Below are 24,457 nucleotides of genomic sequence, written 5' to 3' on the forward strand. Positions count from 1 at the left end.
CTTCGCTTACGTCAGCCCTTCACGGAACCAACAAGCACGCCTTGCACGAAAAATCGTTGCACAAACGGGTAAATGAGCACGATCGGACCGATCGTCACGAAGATCGTCGCCATACGCACGCTGATCATCCTCCCTGCGCCAGCGACTGGATCAACCTCCAGCGTATTCGCCTGGTCGAGCGCTCCCTGGGACAGTACTTCGTTAGCAACGAGAATACGTCGGAGAATAATGGTTAGTGGCTGCATATCCGGCGACGTTAAATACATGAGCGGGCCGAAGTAAGCATTCCACAGTCCAACCGAAGCGAACAGCGCAATTGTTGCCAGAATAGCCTTGGAGAGCGGAATGACAATGCGGAGCAGGATTTGCCAATCGTTCGCACCGTCGATAAAAGCCGATTCATACAGCTCCTGCGGCATCGCCTGGAAATTAGTACGCAGAATAATAATGTTCCAGAAGCTAAATGCGGCCGGCAGCGTAATGGCCCACATCGTGTCCAGTAACCCGATATTTTTAATGAGCATAAAACTAGGAATGAGACCCCCGCTAAAGAACATCGTGAAGGTGAACAGTACAGACAGCGGTCGACGTGCCCGAAATCGGTTGATCGACAGTGGATACGCCGTGAGGCACCCGATCATCAGAACAAGAAACGTGCCGAGCAGTGTATAACGAATGCTGTTCCAATACGCCAACACGATTTGGTTATCCCGGAAGACGGCCATGTACGCCTCCCAGTTGATGCCCTGCGGCAGCAGCATTACTTTGAACAAGCCAACCGGCACAGGATTGCTTATCGAAATCGCGAACATGTGCACAAACGGCAGGACGATCGACAGCGTCAGCAGAAGCAACGCCAGAAAATTAGCCGTATTGAACAGCCGGTTGGCGAATCCAGTATTTTTCACGTGCAGATTCCTCCTACCATAACGAATTTTGCTTCAGAGCGCGGCTGGCGCGATTGGTTACGTACAGAATAAGGAAGGCGGCGACACTATTGAGCAAGCCGACAGCAGTCGCATAGCTGAAATTGCGGTCAATGATCCCCCTGCGGTACACGTACGTTTGAATAACATCACCCACCTCGTAGATCGCTGGATTGCTCATGAGGTACGCCTTCTCGAAGCCGACGTTTATTACATCACTGGCGTGCAAAATAAATAGGATCGTAATGGTCGGCAGCATGCCCGGCAAGCTGATGTGCCAGATACGGCGAAACCGATTCGCACCATCCATGTAGCTCGCCTCATATAGCTCGGGATCAATCCCGGTAAGAGCGGCTAGGTACAGAATTGAGCCCCAGCCGATGCCCTGCCAGATGCCGCTGCCGACGAACAACGTACGGAAGTACGACGATTCGTTGAAGAAAGCAATTGGCTCCATACCGAGCGAGCCGAGCAGTAAATTGACCGGACCATTCGCACCGAGCAGCTCCATCATCATCCCGACGACCACGACCATCGCGATAAAATGCGGCAGGTAACTAACGGATTGAAAAAACTTTTTCCACCATTTGCTTGTCAGCTCGTTCAGCAGCAACGCCAGCAGAATCGGCGGCCAGAAGCCGAAAACCAGACTATACAAGCCAAGCAGCAGCGTATTCTTGACGACCCGCACAGCGTACGGATCAGCAAAGAAGCTCTGAAAATGCTTGAGACCGACCCACGGGCTTCCATCAAATCCGAGAATAAGATCGTACTGCTTAAAAGCAATAATAATGCCGTACATCGGGACGTAATTGAACAGTAAAAACCCAAGCACGCCAGGCAGCACCATTAAATACAAATTCCCGCTAAGTCGCAGTTCCCGCAGCCACCCCGCACCCCTCCGCCTCTCCAGCGGAGAAGTGAGTACAGCAGCCGCCCTATTCTCTTCCAGTTTGTCGTTCATTTCGCTTCTGTTTCCTCCCTTTCTCCGATAACCCGCCCCTTCGAGGCAGCCGCCACAGCAGCTACGCTTCGTACATGTAGGTTCATTTCGGTTACGCTTACAATTTTATTATATAAGCGCTTTCATTAGGGGGAAATAGACGAATCGAAGACGATTATGGATGAATAAAAGAAATGTAATTTTGCATCTTTGACAGGCCGCTATGTCATCCCACACGCACACCAAGCGTCGAAACTGGAAGCAATAGTGATGTAAAAACATCACTAAGTCATTCTGCACACCCACCAAGCGTCGAAATTGACAGACATAGTGATGAAAAACATCACTAAGTTATCCTGCACGCACACCAAGCGTCGAAATTGAGAGCAATAGTGATGAAAAACATCACTAAGTTATCCTGCACGCACAACAAGCCTCGAAGTTGAGAGCCATAGTGATGAAAAACATCACTAAGTCATCCTGCACGCACACCAAGCGTCGAAATTGAGAGCAATAGTGATGAAAAACATCACTAAGTTATCCTGCACGCACACCTAGCCTCGAAATTGAGAGCAATAGTGATGAAAAACATCACTATGTCATCTCGCACGCACACCAAGCATCGAAACTGGAAGCAATAGTGATGTAAAACATCACTAAGTCATTCTACACGCACACCAAGCGTCGAAATTGACAGCCATAGTGATGAAAAACATCACTAAGTCATCCTACACGCCCACCAAGCGTCGAAATTGAGAGCAATAGTGATGAAAAACATCACTAAGTCATCCCGCACGCACACCAAGCCTCGAAGTTGAGAGCCATAGTGATGAAAAACATCACTAAGTTATCCTGCACGCACAACAAGCCTCGAAGTTGAGAGCCATAGTGATGAAAAACATCACTAAGTCATCCCAAGGGGAAACCCCCTTTGAAAAGTGCTCTTTTGCATCTTTGACAGGGGTTACTCCACTTTTCCCCTCCCCCAATAGGCCCAACCTGATAAGTTTGGGCTTTTGGGGCTGGCGATCCGTGGTTGGAGTTAGATGTTAGATGTTAAAAGTTGGGGCTTGCGGCCTGCGGCTTGCGGCTTGCGGCTTGCGGCTTGCGGCTTTCAACTTGGTCCTTGCAGTTTGCTGCTTGCAACTTGATCCTTGCAGTTTGCTGCTTGCAACTTGATCCTTGCTGCTTGCTGCTTACAGCTTAGTCCTTGAATGTTAAAGGTTGGGGGCCTTGAGGCCCCCAACCTTTATTCCTGTTCGCTATGAAAGTATAGACCAAGCCTGCATACGCACCTATGTTTTACTCCGGTGCCCCTGCGGTCACCTTTACATTGTTCCAATAAATATGCGTATTCACACCGGTCGTACTGCCTCCGACCATGATCTTCGTAATATCGTCGGCCGTCTGACGGAAATTGCCCTGGGACACAACCTGCGTGCCATCCAGATACATATCCATCTTCTGCGTCTGCGGATTGACAACCAGACGCACCGCGTACCACTGATCCGAAACCAGCGGAGCAGCAACAACTGTCTGCGTGCCGTCCAAATACCAGAAACCGGTTTGATCGGCAAGCAGGGACACAGCGTTAGCGCTGCCCTGCGACTGCACGTACACAGCAATACCGCCGCCCGTCGCCGGATTCGTGCCCAGATTTATGCGGAAATCAAAGTCGATCGTCACGGTACGTTTTTGCTGCAAAAACTCCGCTGTCGCGCTCGGGAAGCTGCCACCTGTATTGTCGTAGACATTTAAGCTTTTGTCAGTAGCAGAAGGCAGTTCCGAAATCTGAATGTATGACCCGCCATCCAGCACTGGCTTATATGTCCAGTGCAACGGCACGTCCGTTTCGCCATAGCTGTCGAATGATTCATCCAGCAGCACCGGATCGGCCAAGGTCACCTCGACTGCGAGGGTGCCAGTCACCGTCACGCCTCCTGCGGTAAATTGCGCCGTCACCGTCGCTTCCCCGACACTAACGGCATGGACGACACCCTCCGCATTCACAGTTGCGACCGCCGGATCGGAGCTGGTGAAGACGATATGCTCACCAGTAATGTTCGCTTCCGTAACCGTCCCGTTATCATTGAACGATGCACTCACCGCCAGCGGTGCGTTGGCATCAAGCACGAACGGATCGGGCAAGCCACTCAGATTCACTTCCGTCAACTCACCTGGAGGCAGTGTCAGTCCGCCATAGTTCAACGCAAGTCCAGTTAAGGAAGCAGTAAACTCTGGCGCTTGCTTGCCTGCAGCTGCGAAGCCTCCGCCGAGCAGCGTGCGCATCGACAGCTCATGCGAGCCGAGCGACGCACCGTACGTGACACCGTCAGCCGAATAATAAACGTGATACCTACCACCTTCGCGCGTTAACTTCAAATAGCCGGACGTGGCGCTTACATCTAGATTTATGGCGCCAACCTGGCCGTTGTCCGCATCGCGCCAGTATAGTTTCCAACCGCTGCCCTCTACGTAAGCGGCTGCTACGAACTTGGCGTTAGAAGCAGCCGTCTCGCGAACCATCAAGCCCGACAAGGCACCAGACGTCTCGCTGACAGTCGGCTCCAGCTTAACCGATAATTCGTAATTTTGCAGTGGTGTAGCATCAATATGGCGATAAACATAAGAGAATTGGTCCATCGAGCCGTTATCTCCCGTTACTGGGACATGCAGTCCACGACCATTGCTTGCGAGCTGGTACGTCACACCGCTCACTGTAACCCCGCCGCCTCGCGTCGGGTTGCCGATTGCAAGCCCTGACCATGGCGCTTGCACCGCAAAATCGTCTTCCACCGTCAGCGATGCAGCAGTGCCGCTGCCGATGCGCAGGATGCCCCACTCGGCCAGTTCCGGCACCGTTAACTCATGCTTGCCGCTTCCCGCACTCGTCACCGCAAGTGGCAGTGGGTCCTGACCCGGACGGTAGAGCACCGCCTGGAGCGAAACGCCACCAAAGAAGTCCGCATCCGTCAACGTCACCTTGGCTCCCGAAACGGATCCCCCCTTACGGTTGAGCAGATGCACCGATTTCGGCGCATTGGCGTCTGCAGAGGAGCGAACGATCGCATACACCTGATCGACGACGCTGACGCTCACCGCACTATGGTCGGCAAGCCATGCGGAGTCGATCGTCGGCACAGACACGACATCAGCCTCTGTATCCGTAATGCGCTGCTGATCATCCGAGTCAAAGGATGACACCGGAGAATAAGCGATCAGTGTATCCAGACCTTCCAGCGTCTGAGCGCGCAAATCATAGTGTGGCAGACTGTCGTTCGCCGTCACCGTACGGAACGGCACACCTGCCTTAAACAGCTTCATTGACAAGTCGGTCAGTGTATTGCCGTTCAATTCGTTCCATTTCAACAGAATGCCTACTTTAGCGGGCGGCTCGTGACCGTCGAACAAGATGGGATATTGCCGGATAAAATGGAACATATCCCCGTACTGCTCAACCGTTCCGAAATAGCGAGTCGAGCCTTCCAGCCAAGCGTCCCACGGCACAAGCATATACTGGCCAAGGGCGTAGGCAGCGGCAAGCGATTGCCGAATATTCCCTGTTTGGAACGGCAGTGGCGACATGATATGCGGCTTGCCGAGCCCGGAGGCAAGCGTGCCGTTCGTCACAATATTGTTTAGACTCATTGCACCCTCGTTATGCTCACCCATGCCATAATCAAATAAATCGTGGATGAAATGCGTTTGAGTACTGGCATCACGGATAAACGAAGCATTATTCGAATATTCGATAGGGCGCCCAGCGTACGTCTCCATATCCTCTCGCATGCGGGTATGGAAGCTAATCGCTTCCTGCTTCATAAACGCGCCGAAAATGTTGTCGAGCGGCGTAAGCGCCTTTTTCGTCATATAATCGGCATTGGTCTCCACATCCAGCGTCGTTTGCAAAAACGTCTTATAATTGAACGTCGCAATATTATCGATACCGAAGCCGCTTAGCTCCGAAGTTGTATAGTTCTCTTCCAAATAATTTCGGAATGCGGTCATGCAAGGCGCGCAGAAGTCGCCGCCGAATTTGTAGGCATCCACGCTGCCCACCCAGTCGTCAAATTGAAATGACGACGCACCTGCGTCAATGGCGCTTTTGGCCGTCGCCAGCACCTGATTGTAATACACGGGGTCACTCATGCTGCCCCAAGTTGCGCCCCAAGTCATCCACGGTGCGACGATATCGGTGCCGTCATAATATTTGGCTCGGCCGCCGGACCCGTTGTTCATATTCAGTGAACCCTGAAAGCCCACGCCGAGCCGGACGATATTGGAAATTTTATCGGGCTCCGTCAAATACGTCCATTTGTCATCCGTCGCCATAAAACGCTTCAACACATCTAGTGTGCCAAGCTGGCCATCCTGGCCATCTGTCCGCCACCAGCGGGAAGACAGGAAGACACTCGAATAGCTATCGAACGAATTCGTTTCTGTGCCAGGTGCAGGTGGAGCAACTGGCTGCTCCGCTTCAGGAAGCTCGGGCATTCCCTGATAGATGCGGACGTTGTCTAGATTGACGATGCGCACATAGTTCGCTGCGTCACCGTAGTAAGCACCACTTACCCGAAGCGAAGACAGATTAACCGTTCCGTCATAACGGAATGGAATTGCGCTTTTCTTCAGTGTCCCGTCCACGTAGACATCATACGTTACCGTCTCCGGATGAATGGCGATCGCCAAATTACGCCAAGCGTGAGTCGGCAGTGAAGTGGCTACATCCGTAGTCGTCGTCGTTGTGCCAACTGTGCGGAACGATGTAATTTTGGTCGGCAGCAGATTGAGTGCCACAGCTGTTTTGCCTGTTGTATCATTCACATAGAACAATATATTTTCTTTCCCCGCCGTCGCGCCATCAGGAAGCTGCACATCAGCCTGAATCGTAAATGTACCGCTTTGCGCCGAGAAGGTCTTCGTGATCCCCTGCGTATTTTGACGGCTGGCGTCACTAATTTGCAGATAGCGATCACCGTCAAGCTTCTCCTGCACCTTAACGTACGAATCGCCGGTCACCGACACGCCCCAGCCGGAAGGGGTCGAACCTAGCCCCATACTCGTGAACGTTTCGTTCAACAGATCGGCATAAATGACCTGTTGTACCGTCGTGGTTAAATAACCGTCCGCTTGTACTGCGATAGTATACGTTTTGCCTTCTGGAAACAGCGATGCATCCAGCGTCAACTTGCCGGTGGAAGCTGTATACACCGAGGTAGCTACAGTTGCATGATCGACGGTCACTTTCGTGATCGACGCCCGCCAAGCCGCATCGTCCGTGAACATTAATTCGATCGGCTGACCAGGAACAGTTGACGTCGTATCGGGCGACAGTGCAGGCGGCGTTAGCAGCCTTACATCACCCGTGTAGATTTTGACCCCATCCAAATTGACCACGCGAACCGGGTTCGACGTCTCGTTGTAATACGCGCCCGTTACTTGCAAATGGCTGAGGCTCGTTACATCGTCATAACGGAACGAAACTCCGGCTGCTGCCAACGAACCGTTCAAATAAAAATCGAATGTCTTGGCGGATAAATCTGCCGACACGATGATATGCTGCCAAGACGACATGGCCAGCCCCTGCGCGAGCGTCGTACTGGTCGTCGTGCCGCCCACTGTGCGGTACGATAAGATACGGGTAGGCAGAAGGTTCAATGCTACTCCCGCTTTGCCCGTCGAATCAAGCACATAGAACAGCACATTTTCCTTGCCCGACGTGCCGCCAGGCGGAAGCTGCACTAGTGCCTCAACGGTAACCCGTCCGGTTTGCGAAGCGAACGACTTTTGGATACCCTGCGTATTCTTTTGACTGGCATCGTAAATTTGCAAATAGTGGTTGCCACTGCTCTCCTGCTTCACCTGCACGTAAGAATCGCCAGTGGCCGACACGCCCCAACCGGGCGGCGTCGAGCCAACCGTCATCGACTCGAACGATTCGTCCACTAGGGGTGGATCTCCGGTCACGCCGTCCGCATAGGCGGCTTGTAAACCGAAGGCCGGCAGCAGCATTGTCCAGACGAGCAGCCAGACCAATACCAGACGAAGTTCCCTCTTGCGCTCCCCTTCCATTGTGAATCTTAGACGTTTACTGTTCAATTCCTTGCACCTCCATGTAAAATGATATCGCTTACATGGCAAGTATACGCTTCGGCTTTTCGCCTTGAGAATGGACGAATCCGAGAACGATATGGACAAATGGACGGCTTTTGCGATTATTCGGACAAAAAACGCTTATTTCATGAATTCCGAGGGTGATTTGCCGGTCACTTTCTTAAAAACACGGCTAAAATAAAGCGAATCCGCATAGCCAACCCGGTCAGCAATATCCTTCAGCAGCAGCTCCGGCGAGCTCGCCATCAGCGACTTGGCCTGCTGTACACGCCATACCGTCACGTATTCGCCCGGCGTCACACCGCGTGCCTTCTTGAACATAGCGCTCAAATAATTCGGCACCAGCCCGAACTGACGAGACAACTGCTGGAGCGTAATCGGTGAAGCGTAATGCGTGCGCAGATACTGCTCGATGCGGGCGACGTTCTCCTCCTGATGAGCGGATAAACGGGCTTCAAGCGACACGTCCTTGTCCTCACTCAGCTTCATCAGCTCCGCGAACAGGGAGGCAGCGCCTTCGCGCAGCTCGCCGTAATCGAGTGAGTGAGATAGGAGCGTGTCCAACTCCTGACTCGCGAGGATGAAAGTCTCATCGCGGAATGTTGGCCAATGCTCCTTCAAATCGTACAGCGTCTGCCTCAGCAGCATATCCACGCGCAGCTGCGTTGCCGCCTCTGCCTCCCATATCTTCGTCAGCTGCGCTAGCTCTGCGCGCACCGACTCCGGTTGCCGGCGCTGCACCGCCTGAGCCAACCGGCGGTAATCGTCGCGGGGCGCTTCCGCCCGCCCGCGCTCGGCCTGGTGGCCGAAGCCCGAACGGCCGATGCCCGCCGCCAGCGGCAGCCGGCTGCGCAGCTCCTGGGCGACGCGACGGAGCTCGCCAAGTCCTTGCAGGCTGCCGGCGACAACCGTCAGCGGCATGTGCTTGCTGGCAGCCTGCGCCAGCAGTGCATGGGACGCGGCCTCCGCGTACGAGGACGTAGGGAGCTCCCCCCCGTTTATCCCGACCAGCAGCAGTCGCTCATTGGCGCGCTCGCCCTCAAGTACCCACCAGCCGAACTGGCCTGGATGGGGGTCAGGCAAGCTTGATGTCCATGGCGCTGAAGCCCAAAAAGCCTTGCCTGGGTGCAAAGCATCGTCCGGAGAAGCGCAGTACGGACCCGCACACCAAAGCGAAAGCGTATACGATGCATAGACTAATCCCTCTGGAATTTTCTGCCCGGCGAGTAGTCCCCCGTGATCCACCGTTTCCTGCAGCCAATCGGCATCACGCCGTTGGCCGGCGTCGTGCAGCTTTGCCGCGACCCGCTCCAGAACCTCACGCAGATCCTCCTCACGCAGCGGCTTCAACAGATAATCTTCGGCATGGAGCCGGATCGCCCTTCGCGTATAATCGAAATCATCGTACGAGCTGACGATAACGGGAACCACCTCGGCATATCGCCGCTTCATTTCAGCGATTAATTGCAAGCCATCCATGACCTGCATCCGAATATCGGTAAATAAGACATCCGGCCGCAATTCAGCAATCTTCTCCAATGCCTCCTCGCCGTCATATGCTTCACCAACGACGCGGAACCGCGTATCAGTCGCCTCGATCCATCGACCAAGCGCCCTGCAAAAACGGATTTCATCATCAACTACGAGTACCGTCGGCATCCTGCGTTCTCCTCCGTTTCATGTTGCTTCTCTCCTTGCACGCTCGCCGGACAAATCCGGTCTCAGCCAATGGATAAGCACGATTGCCCCGCCGGCTGGATCGTTGTCCAGACTGAATTCTAATAGGCCACCTGCCTGATATTGCAGCCTCGAGTAAGTATTGTACAAGCCGCTTACGCCAAGCGCCTCCATGCCCACCGCGGAAACTTCGCCACGCCCGAAGCGTTCTAGCAGAGCCAGGGGAAAGCCCGCGCCATCATCCCGGATTTCTATCGCAACGCGTCCGTCCTCAAGCAGCATCCCACGGATGTCAATCCGCCATGGATACCGTTTGGAAGCGAAGCCGTGCTTAAAGCAATTTTCTACAAATGGCTGCAGCGACAGCTTGGGTAGATGAAGCTCCAGCATGGCTTGGGGAATGTCGATTGTAAATTGCAAATGCGCTTCATATCTAAATTTCATAATATTCAAATAGTTCTTCGTATGTTGAATTTCATCTCGCAGCGTAACCGTCTGCTCTGCCGAATACGTCATGTAGCGGAACATATCCGCCAGCATCGCTGTTAACTGCACAATTTCCCTGTTGCCTGCCTCTTGTCCAAGCACACCAATCAAAGAAAGCGTGTTATATAAAAAATGCGGATGAATTTGTGCCTGGAGCGCAGTAAAATGCGCCTGCAACTCACGCGATCGCGAAAGAATCGCTTCCTCTTTCGACGCTTCGAGACGATCTAGCATTTTACGAAAAGAATGATGGAGATGATGGAGTTCGTTATGCGTATTAGTCGGGATGACACTCCCGATAGCCAGCCGCTCATGCGCGTCTGGAAGCGAATCGAGCTGGACCCTATTCATCGAGTCGCGCAGCTGACGCAGCGGTTTTACGAGCATTTTGGCGGAAAAATAGGAGGTCAGCATGGTCAGCACAATGAGGATCAGACCTGTGGCTGCGAACAAATACCCCGCCTGGCGCTGTGGGCGCAGAAGCTCACTCTCTGGCTGAACAATCATCACTGTCCATCCGGAATACGGCGCCCGGGCATAGACGACAAGCTGTCGCGAGCGATCCGGTAACCGCACATACGTCTCTCCTTCCGAGGCTTTGCCTTGCGCCTGCAGCTCAGTTAGTACATCCCTAACACGTGAAAATCCTGATTCGGATTCGGGTGAAAAAGGATAGATCGTTTGGCCATCGCCGCCAGCGATGAGCACACGTTTACCACCTATCTGCGACTTAGCTGTCATCGTCTCTATGTAGTCGTATGGAAGCTGAATTTCAATCAATGCATTCGGCGCAGTCGCCTCGCCAAGCTTACGAATTACAGAGACAACCAGCTTGCCTGCGCTATCCCAGTCGTCACGATGCGGCGGAAGCAGCAGCCGATATTCGGACTTTTCAAGCTGACGGAACCAATCGATTGTTTGCAGCCGATCTCGAACGGTCAATCGGTCATAGTACGCGCCGGTAGCCAGAAATGCACCCGAACGGCTTAGGATCGATACGCGGTGAAAAATTTGTGGATCAACGCCAACAATCGAGGAAATCGCTTCCTTCACCTTATAGGCAGCATCAGCTTGATCGTCGAAATATGTCTGCGCATTCGTCGTATACGGCAGATAGTAGAAGGTATTGGCAATTGTCGGGTTAAATTTCATCTGCATGACGAGTCGATCCATGGTGTAGATTGAATTGTCGAGCTGCTGCGCTAGACTCTGCGATTCTCCGCGAAATGTATGGACCATTGATTCAATGTTTACCTTCTGGTAATACCAGTAAAACACCGTGAAAGCGCTGACAATTATTCCTGCGATCCCCATGGAAAAGACGATAAACAGCTTCGTTTGAAAACTGATTCTGCGATTCATTCTTTACCTCGCGTCCTTCCGGCCAGGCCAGTGAAATGATAGCATACCCGAACGACAGGCGGCAGCGCACCGACGAAGGGCACGCTGCTCTGCTATGGTTATTTTCTTATGGCGTTTCTATGCTTTACATTTCAATTCGCTAAATGTGCTGTATTCCCTTCTCATGTTCCCGTATATTACCTGAATTCCTGTCAGCATCTGACGGGCGCAGTGCGCTTACTCCGTTTTGGCGATCAAATACTGCTCCCACACCTCTAGCACGGATGCCCCGCGCAAAATCAACCGATGAGGTCCATCGAAACAGTCCGTCAGCCGAGACTGCAAACGGTTTAACAGCTCGCCTGGTTTGAACTGCATCTCCAACACAATCGGACCGTCGAATCGGTACGGTTGCAACCTGGATGCAGCAGCCGCGCACTGAAGTGCGCCTTCCTTAAGAAGCGCGGCCGTCCTCGCCGGCGGCAGGCAGGCCGCAGCCGTATCGCCGAGCGACTGCTTGACGCTGACCGTAATTGTACCCGGCAGCAGCTCGGCCGTTTCCTTCGCTCCCTCCGAATCCGCTGTCACCATCACAAGCGGCACGCCTGCTTCGCCGGCCATCAGCGCTTCAAGGCCAATCTCCCCGACAACAACCCCGTTGATGCTCATCGTGCGAATGTCATGTTCATAGTTATGATTCAGTAGTGAACCCGGCATCTCTGCCCTTGCATGCAAACCGAGTAAAATCATGCCATCGAAGCTTTCATCGAGATACGAACGATTGCCTGGCGTATAATGTGGCTTGCCGCAAATCGCGGTTACGCGTGAGTCAAGCTTATGCAGATCAACATTTGTTCCGAAAAAATGAATATCGTACAGCACGACCTCGTCGTCAGGTGATTGCAGCAGACCGTCCAGTACCGCAAGTAAATCGTGCATAAGCATGCCGCGTCCGAATTCATAATCCGCCGCTCCCGGTACAACTTGTTTCATATTGACGACGCCGGTGACGCCTTCCATATCCACGCGAATCATCCATTTCATCGCAGTTTCCCTCCAAGTTACATGGCTCTCCAAGCTTCTTCCAACTTATCCAAAAAGATATCAACACTTTCCCGTTCGGTACGGCCTGGATACGGGCGCATCTCTAGCGTCACGGTCGGCCTCTCCTCGCCTTTTCCAAGATATCCGCATGCAAATAGCGCCTTCATAAACTCTACCAGCTCCGGTACGTCGTTCTCACCGCCTGGATAACCCCATGGCGGATGCATATCGCCGTAAAGCGGATTAGCCCGATCATTTTTCACGCAGCTGCCTAAATGCACGTGACGAATGTACGAACTTGAATCGGCGACTGCTTGCGCAAATGTTTCTTCCATTAATGATACATGCCCCATATCGATAAGTAGGCCGATATTAGGTATGCCCATCTCCTGAACGCGGCGAACAACCTCGGCTGCCTCGCGAGTGGAGCCTATCAGCAAGTTTTTGCCGATGGAGCGGTCGAACGGCTCGATCATCAGCGTTAAACTAGGCGCCTCAGCACATAGCTTCGCGACATAATCGACGAAGGCGTCGGTCCCCTCCGCAATCTGTGAGGGGGATCCCGGGTTTGGACCGCTGGCGATAACTGCTTTGCGGGCGCCTATGGCCCCAGCCCGCTGTAAATGAGACACTGCGGCCAGAACCGTCTCATTGCGAATGGCCTCATCTGGGCTGTTCGGATTAAGCCGCGGTCCGTTAAATAGCGGGCAGTTATACACTGGAACACGACCACTGTCTCGCACTTGCCGTATCTGTTCGGCGGAAATATCCGTCTGAGCCGATATGAACAGATCAATGACCTCAAATTCCGGATATGCCAGCACTTCGGGCAGCGATAAGCGGTGCGCCTCCTCCGAATCGAAGCTAGCAGGGAACAACAAATGATGGTTGATGCCAAGTTTAAAATACTCACGGTATGATTGCTGCATAATAGGCTCCTCTCTATCTCCCGGATTGGTAATTCCCAACCGCTTCCGACGTCAGCAGATAACGATCGTAAAGGCGTAACTCTCCGACCATTACCGACTGAGCGCCGCCGATGACTCCAAGCTCACCACCGTTAACTTCGCGCAATTGTGGCGAGAAGCGGCCCCAGCCGAATTGGCGCTGCTTGCCTCCGTCAGATAACTCACCATCAATAACCATCGTAATGATATGAGGGCCGCCGTCGACGATGATTGCCGCATGATGCCAGCGGTTCGGCTGCAGCAGCCCTTCATCCGATTCCCAAGAGCATTCCGAACGGCCGTCGTTCATCGTCAACCGAAGCGTTCCGCGCACCGTAAGTTCAACGGCAATCCCTCTGCCGTCCGCTCCCCGCGTTTCGAGCAGCGGACCAGCTGCGCTGCGGCTTCCAGCCAGCAGCCACAACTCTACCGTAAAGCTTCCGCCGTTCTGCAAGGACGGCAGCTTCGGCAGCTTCGTCGGCGTACCGGCAAGTGCCGCGCCTTCTGCTTCGTAGAGCAAACCATGCTTCGTTCGCTTGGCATTTTTCAAATCATGCTGTCCCCACATGGCTTCTAGCAGGGCCCCGTCCAACTCATGAATGCGGGCAACTGTTTTTTGCGTTTCCGATATAAAGTACTTGCCCCCCTCTTCGATAAAATCGGGGTAGCTGATACGCACCGCCGGATCGTCGTCGTACAGTACAATTTCCGGCTGCGACCAGTGAATGAATCCGTCCTTCTCAACGCCGCCGCACATCCAGACCGGATTACGGTCGTTGTATGCCAAGGACGGTGTTGCGCGGTTATCCCGGCCGTGGTTATGAAACCACAGAATAAATTTGCCGTTGCTGAATTTACGCACGAAATTCGCTGCTCGTGGATGCTTGATCCTCCGCCCGCCAGGGCGGTATTCGGCATACTGCGAGGTCGTCCACGTATGCCCGCCATCACGGCTGTAAGCATGCCCGTTATGTCCTTCGACCGTGCGGAATGTGCAGTACAGACTGCCGTCAGCGAGACCCACCGGGTTATGCTCGTCGGCCACTCGCCCGTGCGGCGCGCGAATACCGTAATCGCCATCCGGCAGCGTCTCCCATTCGATCCGGGATGCGTCGTGTTCCGTCAATATATTTTTACTCTTCATAAAAATACCTTCCGAGGACGCCATAAAGCCTTCACCAAAGCTGCCTACCTTTGCCAATCCCATATATACCGCATCCTGGTGAATGATTGGCTTGCCGACACCCCAAAAAAATTGCGGCTCCCCACCGTACGGATTGTTGCGATCGATTGCCATAGACCGGATCGGGACTTTGTATCGTTCAGCCGACCAAGTGCACCCATCGTCGTCGGAATACTTGAAGGTCAGATCTCCGAGCGTATCGACACGCGAAATCAGCCTACCCGAGTCGCTAATGACATCGTGACGATTATCGGTATTGTACGTATAGAACGCATAGATTCGCCCACTCGGCACCAGCAGCGGCATCACCCATGAAGCTTCCGGTCCATCTGCCGGCTCGATGTCAATCAGTTCCGACCACGTTTGTCCCTGGTCCCGGCTGATCGTTGAGACGACATGCTGTCCCCGCTCGCCTTCAACCCCCTGGCCCGTGGTCATGACGCAAACCCACTCACCTCTCTTCGTCACAACGATATAGGGCTGATCGCAATAAAATTCACGCGGAATTTCCAAGCCCCATTTAATATTTCTTGCATCACGCCACTCGTTGATCTTCTCCTCGTTCATAGCTCCGACTCCTTTGCACATGTAAATTTTCTATCTCTCTCCATCTGCCAACCAGGCATCCGGTATCTCTTTACCAAGCAAAAAGTGTTTCCGGTCCGGATACCATAGCACGCGCCGGCCGCCCCATTCCGTCAGACTTGGATACGTAGCGATCTCGCTCGTTCCCTTCGGCCCGAATGTCACGCCGTCCGTATCGAGAATTTGCCGTGGCTTCGAAAACCAGAGCGGCTGCTCCGCTTCAGGATGATATTCGCCCACAGCGATAAACGCTGGACGACGGTTATGCAGCGCATGCTGCGGCTTGTATTCGCCAAGGTTGCCGTCGTTATTATGAAACACAAGAAGCACACTACCATTTGCCAGCTGATATAACGGGCAGGAAGCAATAGGCTGCTTGATCGGCTCGCCGCCATCACGGTAGCGCAGGATCTGTGGCTCCGACCAGCTTCCACCGTCGTCAGACGAAACGCTGTACCAGATGTAGCCGGTAAAGGTACGCATCGCGCAGAAGATTCTTCCGTCTGGCAGCCGTATAATACCCGGCTCCTGCGCCACAGAAAGGTGCGGCCTGTCCGGGAACAGCACGGCCAGCCCTTCGTTGTCGTCGGGCAGCCACGTGATACGCAGCTCAGCCGGATCCGGCACTTCGTCAAGGTTATCGAAACGCATAAACATCGCGCGCGAATCCTTGCTGTACCAGCCAAGCGGCGTTTCTGTCGCGTGGAACGGGCTGCTCCACTGGGTATAGCCGACTATCCAGCGCCCCTTGCTGTCTCGAATCGGTTTCTGCCAGACGATCCAGTTGCGTGGAACATTCGGATCCGGGTGATCGTACTGGTTCCGCTTCATCTGAATGTCCGAACCGGACGTCCAGGTGTGCCCATTGTCGTCAGAATACACACAGCCCATCGCCCCCGACGTCTGCGTATCCAGATCGTGAACGCCTATATCCCTCGTGTAAAAGACGTAGATGCGCCCTTGCGCAGAGACGACGGGAAATCCCCAGCTCGCTTGGTCGCCGCGACCGCCGCGCTTCGTTCCAATGACATACTGCGGCTCGCTCCAGGTTACCAGATCTTGGCTGCGCGCCAGCACGAGATGATTGTCGCCATGCCCTTCGACCGAGCTTTGCGTCCAGAGCGCTAGAAGCTCATTGCCTTCTGGCGATTCAAATACAAGAAAATGCTCATTATCGCCCGTATAGGCGTCCTCCTGCGGAATGTAGACGACGATGTCGGGATGACTGCGCTTCCATTCTACGGTTTTATCAATAGCCGTCATAAAAGTATGGCCCTCCTTTGTTCACGTTGTTTTTCATTTACAGCGTAAATATTACGCTATGTTAAATTCCTTTTGCGTTTCATAACGTTTCACATACCGTCTTTATCACTTTGCTATACGTTTAGCTTATCAGGATGAGCCGCTAGGTGATGGTCTTTTTTTTGGGTCTTTTGCAAACAAAATTTAGGATTTGTAGTATACTGATCTCGCAACCGGCAATCAGGCCGGCAAGCTGGGAGGCGAGCGTTATGCAAGCGTCGTTTGAAACGGCCGAGGAACTGAGAGGCGAGGTTGAATTCATTTTCCGGGAATCTCCTGTTCTGCTGTATTACGAGCTCGATTCGATTGCCCCCTTTCCCGGCTTTCAGAGCCATGACGGCATAGAGATGTACTATATCGAACATGGACAAGGCAGGTATTTGGTCGGTGACCATGCCTACCCCTTGCAGGAAGGCACTCTCATGATGATCCCGCCTTTCACGCTGCATAAGGTGATGCAGACGGACATGAACCGCATGTTGTGCCGAAATGTACTGATGTGGAAGGAAGCGCTGCTGAGTGAGGGCTGGGAAGAGGATCTGCCGAACCCACTAAGTTTGCTTAAAGGCGACTGCTGGAGGATGCAGTTCGACGGTCGCGATCGCGAGCGGATTAGACAGCTGTATGCAGTTATTAACGAGGAGCTGACGGGACGCGGTCCTGGTTATGCGAGCGTCGTTCAAGGAGCCATCCGCGAACTTCTCATTCGCTGCTACCGGGCACACGAAGCATCTGCATTAAGCGGCGGCGTAGCGGCACCCAACGATTTGCCAGAGGAAATCGCGTATTTGGTGCAATATATCGGTGCGAATTTCCAACACGAACTGTCGCTGAATAAGCTAAGCAAGCTTGTCCATATGAACCCGTCGTATGTGAGCAGCATTTTTCATAAATACACCGGCACAACGCTCACTAAACTAATTACTGTTAAGCGCTTGCATCATGCCAAGAAGCTGCTTCGCGAGACGAAGCTGCCTGTAACAGATATCGCCTACCAATGCGGCTTTAACAATCATTCCTATTTCATTAAGTTATTTAAACGAATGGAGAATTGCTCACCGCTGCTATATCGCCGCCAGCATCAGCCATTGGAGGCTGAGGCGCAGTCGGCGTTGGCTAGCGATTGGGATCTCACCAAGTAACTTGGCAACTCGTTTCATCTCTTTTCTCCAAATAGGGATCGCTCCCACCTTAAGGTAGATGAGAGCGATCCTTATCTTTTCTTGCTCACGGCAAAGCCTTGCGCACCGAACGGACCGGCTCGAAACCGAAGTCTTCTTTCATCCGCTCCATGCTATATATTGGCTTAAATTCATTACCCGGTTGCCTGTAATAACTGAGATCAAGCTCTGTCCCACGCGCATGCAGCAATGCCTGTAAGATCTCGGCCGCAGGTACGCTCGAGGAGATATCCGGACCGACCAGATTATAGCTGGTTGCTCTCGACTTCGAAGGCTCTTCGATCACACGGACAATTCCTTCAATTACATCGCTAACGTAAACTCGGCCTAGTAAAATGAAAGGAATATTCATCTGCGTACTCCCATCGACGTAATGAGGCTCCCAGTCGTCGGGTACGACCGCACCTAAGCGTAGATTGACAAAGTCAGCATCAGGTGTCTTACGTTGCAAATATCGATTCAAATCTTCCATTAACCATTTGCTCCATCCATAGGCATCGGTCGCCAGACATTCATGGTTGTCTGGCATAGGCAACGCCTGTGGCACGAAATCTTTATCCAAACCGCCGACGGCCGCAATAGAACTTGCTGCGATGAATCTTCTGCATCCGCGGTCGAGCAAATAGCGATATAAGCGCCGTGTTCCCTGCACATTAACCGCCAAGCTGTCCTCCTCGCTGCTGCCGCCAGTGACCGCTGCCAAATGCACAACGATATCGATTCTATATTCATCTAGCAATCTGAGATCCTCAAATCGGTCAAAGTTTCCCTTGATTGCGAAATCAACGCCAGTCAACTTGCTGCGGGACATGCCGATCAGTTGATGCCGCTGCGCCAAACGCTGGCACAATTGTTCTCCGACGAATCCGGTCGCTCCAGTAACTAATATGTTCATAGGGGCTGCTCCCACCGAATGACGATTCCATTATAATCATTGCGCTGCTTCGTGAAGAGCGTATTGTAAATATCCTCCGATTCATCCCAACTCACCTCGTGCGAGATCAACGGCAGTATGTTGAGTGTGCCGGATTCCATGAGGCGGATGACACCCTCCCGTACGGGACGCTCACCAATGAAGCAAGGGAAAATGGCATTAAGCTGCTTGGCATGTGGCGTATTATAATAGAAACTTGCACGATCAGGATACCAACCAAGAAAGACAAAGGTTCCCTTATTTCGGGTTGCCGACATCGTATCATCAAGCAGCGCTTCAAAGCCTGACGATTCGGCCGTGATATCAACGCCATTCGGATAACGTTTCTTTAACGCGTCAAGCACCTTTTCCTTGGAGGCGTCTATTGTCCAATCCGTACAGTGTTCTTGCGAGCGCCTGATACGATCTTCAGAGATATCACTAGCGATAACGTAGGCGCCACGCAGCCGAGCAATCATCGCTGCACACTGACCGATCAGTCCTTGTCCCGCAATATACACCACATCGCCCATATTAACGCTAGCCATGTTCCACGCGTTCGCCGCAACCGACGGCTGCACAAACATAGAGCAAGCTTTAAGCGATTCTACCTTGCTTAATTTATGAACCATCCATAGGCTTGCTTTGACATATTCAGCGTGAGCCCCATTACAAAAAACAGTTACGAGATCACCGATTTCATATTGTCCCGCACCGTTCGCACCCACATCTACTACGCGACCACTCGCTTGATATCCGTTAATGAACGGTGGATCCCCATAATCCGATCTGCGTCCCTCCGCAATCCACATTTCCGTCCCGATGCTGATGCCCGAATAAACTGTTTTGATCACGATAGAGTTTTCATCTGCCTTCGGACGTGGCATTTCGATTAGTTCCGCCCTTTTGCCTATTTCCGTAACAGCAAGTGCTTTCATTGTCAGCATATATATGTTCTCCTCTACACACGAATGGCCGGATACCTAAGTGCAACCCTAACCTTATTTCCATCGTAATCCCTTTTTCTATGTCATCCCATGGTGTATATTAAGGAAAAGATGGTCGAATGTACGATCCTTGAGAGTCAACGTTTGGACTGGAGGCAACAGGTATGTTAACGGAAGTCGTCTATCGTGGAGAAAACTTTTTTCGGGAAGGGGAAGCCTTCTGCATTATTCAATTTTCCGAAGCGATCAAGGAGAAGCACCAGTCCCACTCTCACGACTTTGTCGAGATCTGTTATGTGTATTCCGGCTCTGGTTACCATACGATTGACAATAAACAATACCGGGTATCGAAGGGCGATTTGTTCTTAATCAACTATGATATTACTCATGCTTTTTACCGGGAAGCCGATGATGAGGAACTCGTGACCTATAATATTTTGTTCAAGCCTAGTTTCCTTGATGAATCTCTGCTCTCTTTCCATGATTACTCCAGTTTGGCTCTATCTTACCTATTTAAAGATGAATGGGACGATCATTTAATACATTCTGATCTGCGGCTTAGTAGTGCGGAACAGCTGGACTTCGATCATCTGATCGAAAAGATGGATTATGAATACAGCCAGCGCCAAGAGGGCTATAATGCGATCATCCGCGCCTATATGATTGAGCTGATTGTGAAAATCATGCGTGGCTTTAACCGCCGAAGTGAAGGAGATTATCTCCAGCAAAAGAAAGCCAGTGCCATCGAATCGGCTATTCGACACTTAAACGAAAGTTACCATGAGCCTGTCAATCTCAGCGATCTGGCGCACAAAACGTTCATCAGCAAAAATTACTTTTGCCAATTATTCAAGGAAGCTACAGGTATGACTCTGTCCCAATATACGCGTCAAATAAGGATTAATGAGGCCTGCAGGATGATCGCCACTACCCATAAAACATGGGTCCAGATCGCGCTAGAGGTTGGTTACTCCGACTACAAGGCCTTCTATGTTGCATTTAAGAAGCAGACTGGTGTTTCTCCAAACGAATACAAAAAAAGCTACTAGGATGGGGTTGTCCGAGTAGCCTTTTTTATTTTACAAGAACTCTAGAACTTTGTTGATAAACATTCAAAATATAAATTAAAATTTATTGGCTTTATTTTTATGATATACTCATTTAGGAATATTTTACTATGTTTAGGAGGATTTCAGTTGAAATACAAAGTGTTACTTAGTTCATTAGCACTACTAATTACGGTTTCTACTACTGCAGTTGCCCACTCGGGGAGAACAGATTCTAGCGGTGGTCATAATTGTTCAGCAGCATCCAAGTCTAAAGGATTGTGCTCTGGTTACCATTATCATAACGGTGGAAGTTCTAGCAGTTCTGGAAGTTCAGGTTCGGGAAGTAGCAGCTCAGGTAGTAGTTCTACTTCTCCTTCAACAAAAGCTCCAGAAACTAAACAAGTGGAAGTTATTGATACAAGATTAAAAGCTACATTACCACCCTATAAAATCTCGATAAACGGAACTCAAATCGATAACGCTTATGCAGAGTATCCCGTATTATCATATAAAGATATCACGTATTTCCCGATGACTTGGAGTTATACTCAGGCCTTAGCTGTAGATGTAAATTGGAGTGATGATATAGGTTTCTCAATAAGAAAAACCGAAAATAAGGCTTCGCTCTTGACACAAAAAAAAGGACTGTATAACAATCCTTACTCCGAATATATCATCGATCTTCCAACATTTAATGTATTCATAAACGACTCGTGGCTTGATAACTACAAAGAGGACTATCCATTAATTGTTTATAAAGATATTACCTACTTTCCAATGACCTGGAAGTTTGCAGTTGACGAACTTGGATTGACAATTAACTATGATTCTACAAATGGATTTAGTATAAAGAAATAAGCTGACAAATTGGTTTGAACGAAGAAATCCAGCAACCACAAGGGTTTGCTGGATTTCTTCGTTCAAATTGTCTGAAATACAAATGGGTTTGGAAATACTTTGATAAACTAGACTTTCTCCTGGATATCTGGTTTTACGAATGCGTTAATTAGTTTCTTCCAACATTAATTTACAGTAACCGAGATCTTCGCTTCATCACCTTTATACACCGCTATAATGTCTGTCGTTCCAGCATTTAAGCCTTGCACGATTGCACTCGCTCCACGTGACTGCAAGAGCCGCGAAATATATCCGTCTTTGCTGTACCAAATGATATTATTCGGATCCGCCACAGGGTTATTGTTGCTGTCTAGCACCTGCGCACTGATCGTGGTACTTCCATATAAACCTAATGAAAGGTTGCCCGAGTTAATCTGAACCGTATACGGCGTGTTGTTCGGGCCTGGATACGTGTATCCTTTCGTATTGCCATAAGCTTGGCTGTTGAAATCACTGCTTCCGCCTTCCCAAGCTGAATTTCCACCGTTTACAAATTGGGGGTCTGTCCCCTGCATGCCAAGTATATAGGCATCAGAATTGACGACATTTAACTGTCCGCCGGATAAATTATACAGCGAAGTTCCGTTATTTTTGCCGATAATCGAATCGTAAATATTGACCGTGTTGGCGTCTTCGAGGCCGATCTCCGAGTTCTGGCTGTTCCAGAATGTACTGTAGTAAGCATCTACTTTACCGTCGCCAGTCACATGCAAGTTAAGAGCGTCTCCGCTTCCGCCACGCTTGAACGAATACCCACCGATAGCACGGATCAGTGTAGCTTTATCCCCCGACCATAACCGATAGTTCCGCTTATTGCCGAAAGAGACCGTATCGATAAACACTGGGTTTTTTGATTTATCATCCCAGCCGCCATCCGTACTATCGAACGCCTTACTGCGTACATACGTCAAATTGTAGGCAGCGCGTTCCGCTGTGAATCCATCACCGTTCCAGTAGGAAGTTCCGTCCTGATGCCAGCTGTTGCGGGCCGTCACATCCTGGAACAAAATATCGTGATCGAAGATGTATGGGGACTCTGCCGGTGAATTCCCTATGCTAAAGCCAAATGGGAAATTGCCCGTGTACCAATTTGCCTGACCTCCCGCGTCGGCATTAACGCCAATGACACTAGCCATATAGTTTCCGTTGCGGAAACGGACCGCCCTTTTTGTATAATTGGTGTAAGTGCCGCCTTTCACCACGATATCGTGCGTACCCGCTTCCAGGTTAGAACGAGTTGCTTTGCCCCAGAAGTAAACGCCGTCACTCATGTCATGGACGCTCACGTTATAGATGCGGATCCCTTCGCTCTGCCCATTGACATAGATGCCGTAAAAATAATTGCCAATGACAATATCCTGAATCCACCAATAGCTAACGCCCAGCGGCACGTCAATGAACTTTCGCGATCCCTGGTTGGCCAGAGTGAAATCGCCTTTGAATTCAGGCAGCCCGCCACCCGTATTCGAACCGATCAGCTTTTTCATATGTTGGACATCGGTACCGCCTCTCGTCAAGCTTAATGTCTGAGGCACTATATATGTTCCGCTTCCGACGTAAAGCGTGTTTGTAATGCCAGTCGCATCCCATGCAGCCTGTAGCCCTCCAACTTGGTCACCTTTAAACGCATTGGCCCAACTGCTTCCGTCCTTCAAACCCGCACCTTGCGGTGTCACATAACGGTTGACTGGCTGCGGTTGTGTCGGCGGTGTTGGTGTCGTTCCAACTGTCGTAGAAGACAGAATTAAATCACCGAATGCCGAGGTGTTTTGCCAATTATCTGCAGTTCCTGCCCATACAAGCTGACTATCACGGACGCCTCCATTATCGTCATCATTGACAGCGATGTCGAAGCCAATACTCAGCTGTGCAGCTGGTGTGATTCCTAAATTAATCCATGGAATAGCCATCTCGATGGCATATCCCCCGGCAATCGCCGACCACCCATGCTTCACGCCGACGGTTTCGTTCAGTTTTTCGGATAAACCAGTGTCGTTGTACCTTTTACGGAGCTGCCAGTCTTTGAGATCGTAAGTAATCCCATGATTATGGTCGGCATCTATGAAAATTTCAACCGAATCATCATCGAAGGAGTCTGTCAACGAATCGTTGTAAAGATTGCCATCCAGCACCTTTACGCCTACATACAAATACTTGTCATCCCATAGTGCCCCGTAAGTAACGGTATTGTTTGCCGTTCCTTGAACTACCTTGGACGCGCTTTGGTCGATCGACCAGACAGACTCATCTAAACTACCATTAACTGAAATGGGACTTAACGTTTTTTTGGCGGTATAAGTAAGAGCGGGGTCGGATACGGTGACATTATCAAGGGTGTAAGTGGAAGAAGTCCCTCTCGTGCCAATTTTCCCAGCTGAAAATGCTGAATCGGTAGCACTAATTTTTTGTACCCCATCCACAGATCCCGTTATATTTGCACCATTTACTGATAATTTAAGCGTATATGCCGTGTTGGCATTAAGCGTCATAGCCACATCAGAGATTAGTGAAAATGTGCCATTCACTCTTTTACTCAACTCTAGTTTATCGTTCGTACTATCGATTCTCAAAACGTAAAAGTTATCTTTGTTCACATATCTTGCGATAACGCCTGCATTGCTTCCCGAAAGCAATTTCACTTTCGCTTCCACGGCATAATTCGTCCATCCAGCGTTTCCGGCAACAGCAAGTTTCTCTGTGATACCGCCACTCGCATATTGGATCTTATAAACCATTGTGTCGTCCGATACTACGGTAAAATTAGTTGCTCCTCCATTCACGATGGACCAACCGGTTGCATCTCCGTCTTCGAAATCGTCCGAAAACAAGGTTGCTGCGGTAGCCAATTGGGGTTGAATCAACTGGGCCGAAATCACCATGCTAAATACTAATAAAACCACCAACATCCTGGTAAACCATTTT

16 protein-coding genes are annotated in these 24,457 nt (G+C 51.1%); 4 read left to right on the top strand and 12 right to left on the bottom strand.

Features of this window, described 5'->3' with window-relative positions:
- Window positions 1-11: 11 nt before the first annotated feature.
- Both A8708_RS13455 and A8708_RS13460 read right to left on the bottom strand, forming a co-directional pair.
- Window positions 12-812, bottom strand: coding sequence for a carbohydrate ABC transporter permease (locus A8708_RS13455; RefSeq protein ID WP_204787527.1), 801 nt, complete (start codon window positions 810-812; stop codon window positions 12-14).
- Window positions 813-921: 109 nt separating this feature from the next.
- Window positions 922-1,890 carry an ABC transporter permease gene (locus tag A8708_RS13460; protein ID WP_082927482.1) on the bottom strand — a complete coding sequence of 323 codons (969 nt, stop codon included), beginning with the start codon at window positions 1,888-1,890 and terminating at the stop codon, window positions 922-924.
- 1,032 nt (window positions 1,891-2,922) lie between these two features.
- On the opposite strand from A8708_RS13460, the gene A8708_RS36815 reads away from it, so the two are divergent.
- Window positions 2,923-3,048 carry a hypothetical protein gene (locus A8708_RS36815; protein WP_275667889.1) on the top strand — a complete coding sequence of 42 codons (126 nt, stop codon included), beginning with the start codon at window positions 2,923-2,925 and terminating at the stop codon, window positions 3,046-3,048.
- Window positions 3,049-3,171: 123 nt separating this feature from the next.
- Here the strand turns inward: A8708_RS36815 and A8708_RS13465 are convergent, their stop codons facing one another.
- From A8708_RS13465 to A8708_RS13495, 7 genes are all read right to left on the bottom strand, one after another.
- Window positions 3,172-7,968, bottom strand: a complete 4,797-nt coding sequence (locus A8708_RS13465) for a DUF1533 domain-containing protein (RefSeq protein WP_068664155.1) — start codon at window positions 7,966-7,968, stop codon at window positions 3,172-3,174.
- Between the two features lie 135 nt (window positions 7,969-8,103).
- Complete coding sequence (locus A8708_RS13470) at window positions 8,104-9,642, bottom strand: response regulator (RefSeq protein WP_068664157.1); 1,539 nt, start codon at window positions 9,640-9,642, stop codon at window positions 8,104-8,106.
- An 18-nt stretch (window positions 9,643-9,660) separates the two neighbouring features.
- Window positions 9,661-11,508, bottom strand: coding sequence for a cache domain-containing sensor histidine kinase (locus A8708_RS13475; protein WP_068664159.1), 1,848 nt, complete (start codon window positions 11,506-11,508; stop codon window positions 9,661-9,663).
- A gap of 216 nt (window positions 11,509-11,724) precedes the next feature.
- Window positions 11,725-12,531: a M55 family metallopeptidase gene (locus A8708_RS13480; RefSeq protein WP_068664161.1), complete on the bottom strand. Its 807-nt coding sequence runs from the start codon at window positions 12,529-12,531 to the stop codon at window positions 11,725-11,727.
- A gap of 17 nt (window positions 12,532-12,548) precedes the next feature.
- Entirely contained in the window at window positions 12,549-13,460 is a 912-nt protein-coding gene (locus A8708_RS13485) for a sugar phosphate isomerase/epimerase family protein (protein WP_068664163.1), read from the bottom strand.
- Window positions 13,461-13,473: 13 nt separating this feature from the next.
- Window positions 13,474-15,228, bottom strand: coding sequence for an exo-alpha-sialidase (locus tag A8708_RS13490; protein ID WP_068664165.1), 1,755 nt, complete (start codon window positions 15,226-15,228; stop codon window positions 13,474-13,476).
- Between the two features lie 30 nt (window positions 15,229-15,258).
- A complete protein-coding gene (locus tag A8708_RS13495) occupies window positions 15,259-16,509 on the bottom strand; it encodes a sialidase family protein (RefSeq protein WP_068664167.1) in 1,251 nt (416 codons plus the stop codon).
- 248 nt (window positions 16,510-16,757) lie between these two features.
- On the opposite strand from A8708_RS13495, the gene A8708_RS13500 reads away from it, so the two are divergent.
- Window positions 16,758-17,690: an AraC family transcriptional regulator gene (locus A8708_RS13500; protein WP_068664169.1), complete on the top strand. Its 933-nt coding sequence runs from the start codon at window positions 16,758-16,760 to the stop codon at window positions 17,688-17,690.
- A gap of 85 nt (window positions 17,691-17,775) precedes the next feature.
- Here A8708_RS13500 and A8708_RS13505 read toward each other — a convergent pair whose 3' ends face one another.
- Both A8708_RS13505 and A8708_RS13510 read right to left on the bottom strand, forming a co-directional pair.
- Window positions 17,776-18,624, bottom strand: a complete 849-nt coding sequence (locus tag A8708_RS13505) for an NAD-dependent epimerase/dehydratase family protein (protein ID WP_068664171.1) — start codon at window positions 18,622-18,624, stop codon at window positions 17,776-17,778.
- Window positions 18,621-19,589, bottom strand: a complete 969-nt coding sequence (locus A8708_RS13510) for a zinc-dependent alcohol dehydrogenase (RefSeq protein ID WP_068664173.1) — start codon at window positions 19,587-19,589, stop codon at window positions 18,621-18,623. Before A8708_RS13510 ends, A8708_RS13505 begins: the two co-directional genes overlap by 4 nt.
- Window positions 19,590-19,753: 164 nt before the next feature.
- Here A8708_RS13510 and A8708_RS13515 point away from each other — a divergent pair, with 164 nt between their 5' ends.
- Together A8708_RS13515 and A8708_RS13520 are read left to right on the top strand one after the other, a co-directional pair.
- The gene (locus tag A8708_RS13515) at window positions 19,754-20,638 is read left to right on the top strand and encodes an AraC family transcriptional regulator (protein ID WP_068664175.1); all 885 of its coding nucleotides are present in this window, start codon (window positions 19,754-19,756) and stop codon (window positions 20,636-20,638) included.
- 147 nt (window positions 20,639-20,785) lie between these two features.
- Window positions 20,786-21,496, top strand: coding sequence for a YHYH domain-containing protein (locus A8708_RS13520; RefSeq protein WP_239696673.1), 711 nt, complete (start codon window positions 20,786-20,788; stop codon window positions 21,494-21,496).
- Between the two features lie 164 nt (window positions 21,497-21,660).
- On the opposite strand, the gene A8708_RS13525 is transcribed toward A8708_RS13520, so the two are convergent.
- Window positions 21,661-24,441, bottom strand: coding sequence for a sugar-binding protein (locus A8708_RS13525; RefSeq protein ID WP_068664179.1), 2,781 nt, complete (start codon window positions 24,439-24,441; stop codon window positions 21,661-21,663).
- Between the last annotated feature and the right edge of the window lie 16 nt (window positions 24,442-24,457).

The sequence above is a fragment of the Paenibacillus oryzisoli genome (genome assembly GCF_001653565.1).
Taxonomy (GTDB): Bacteria; Bacillota; Bacilli; order Paenibacillales; family NBRC-103111; genus Paenibacillus_E; species Paenibacillus_E oryzisoli.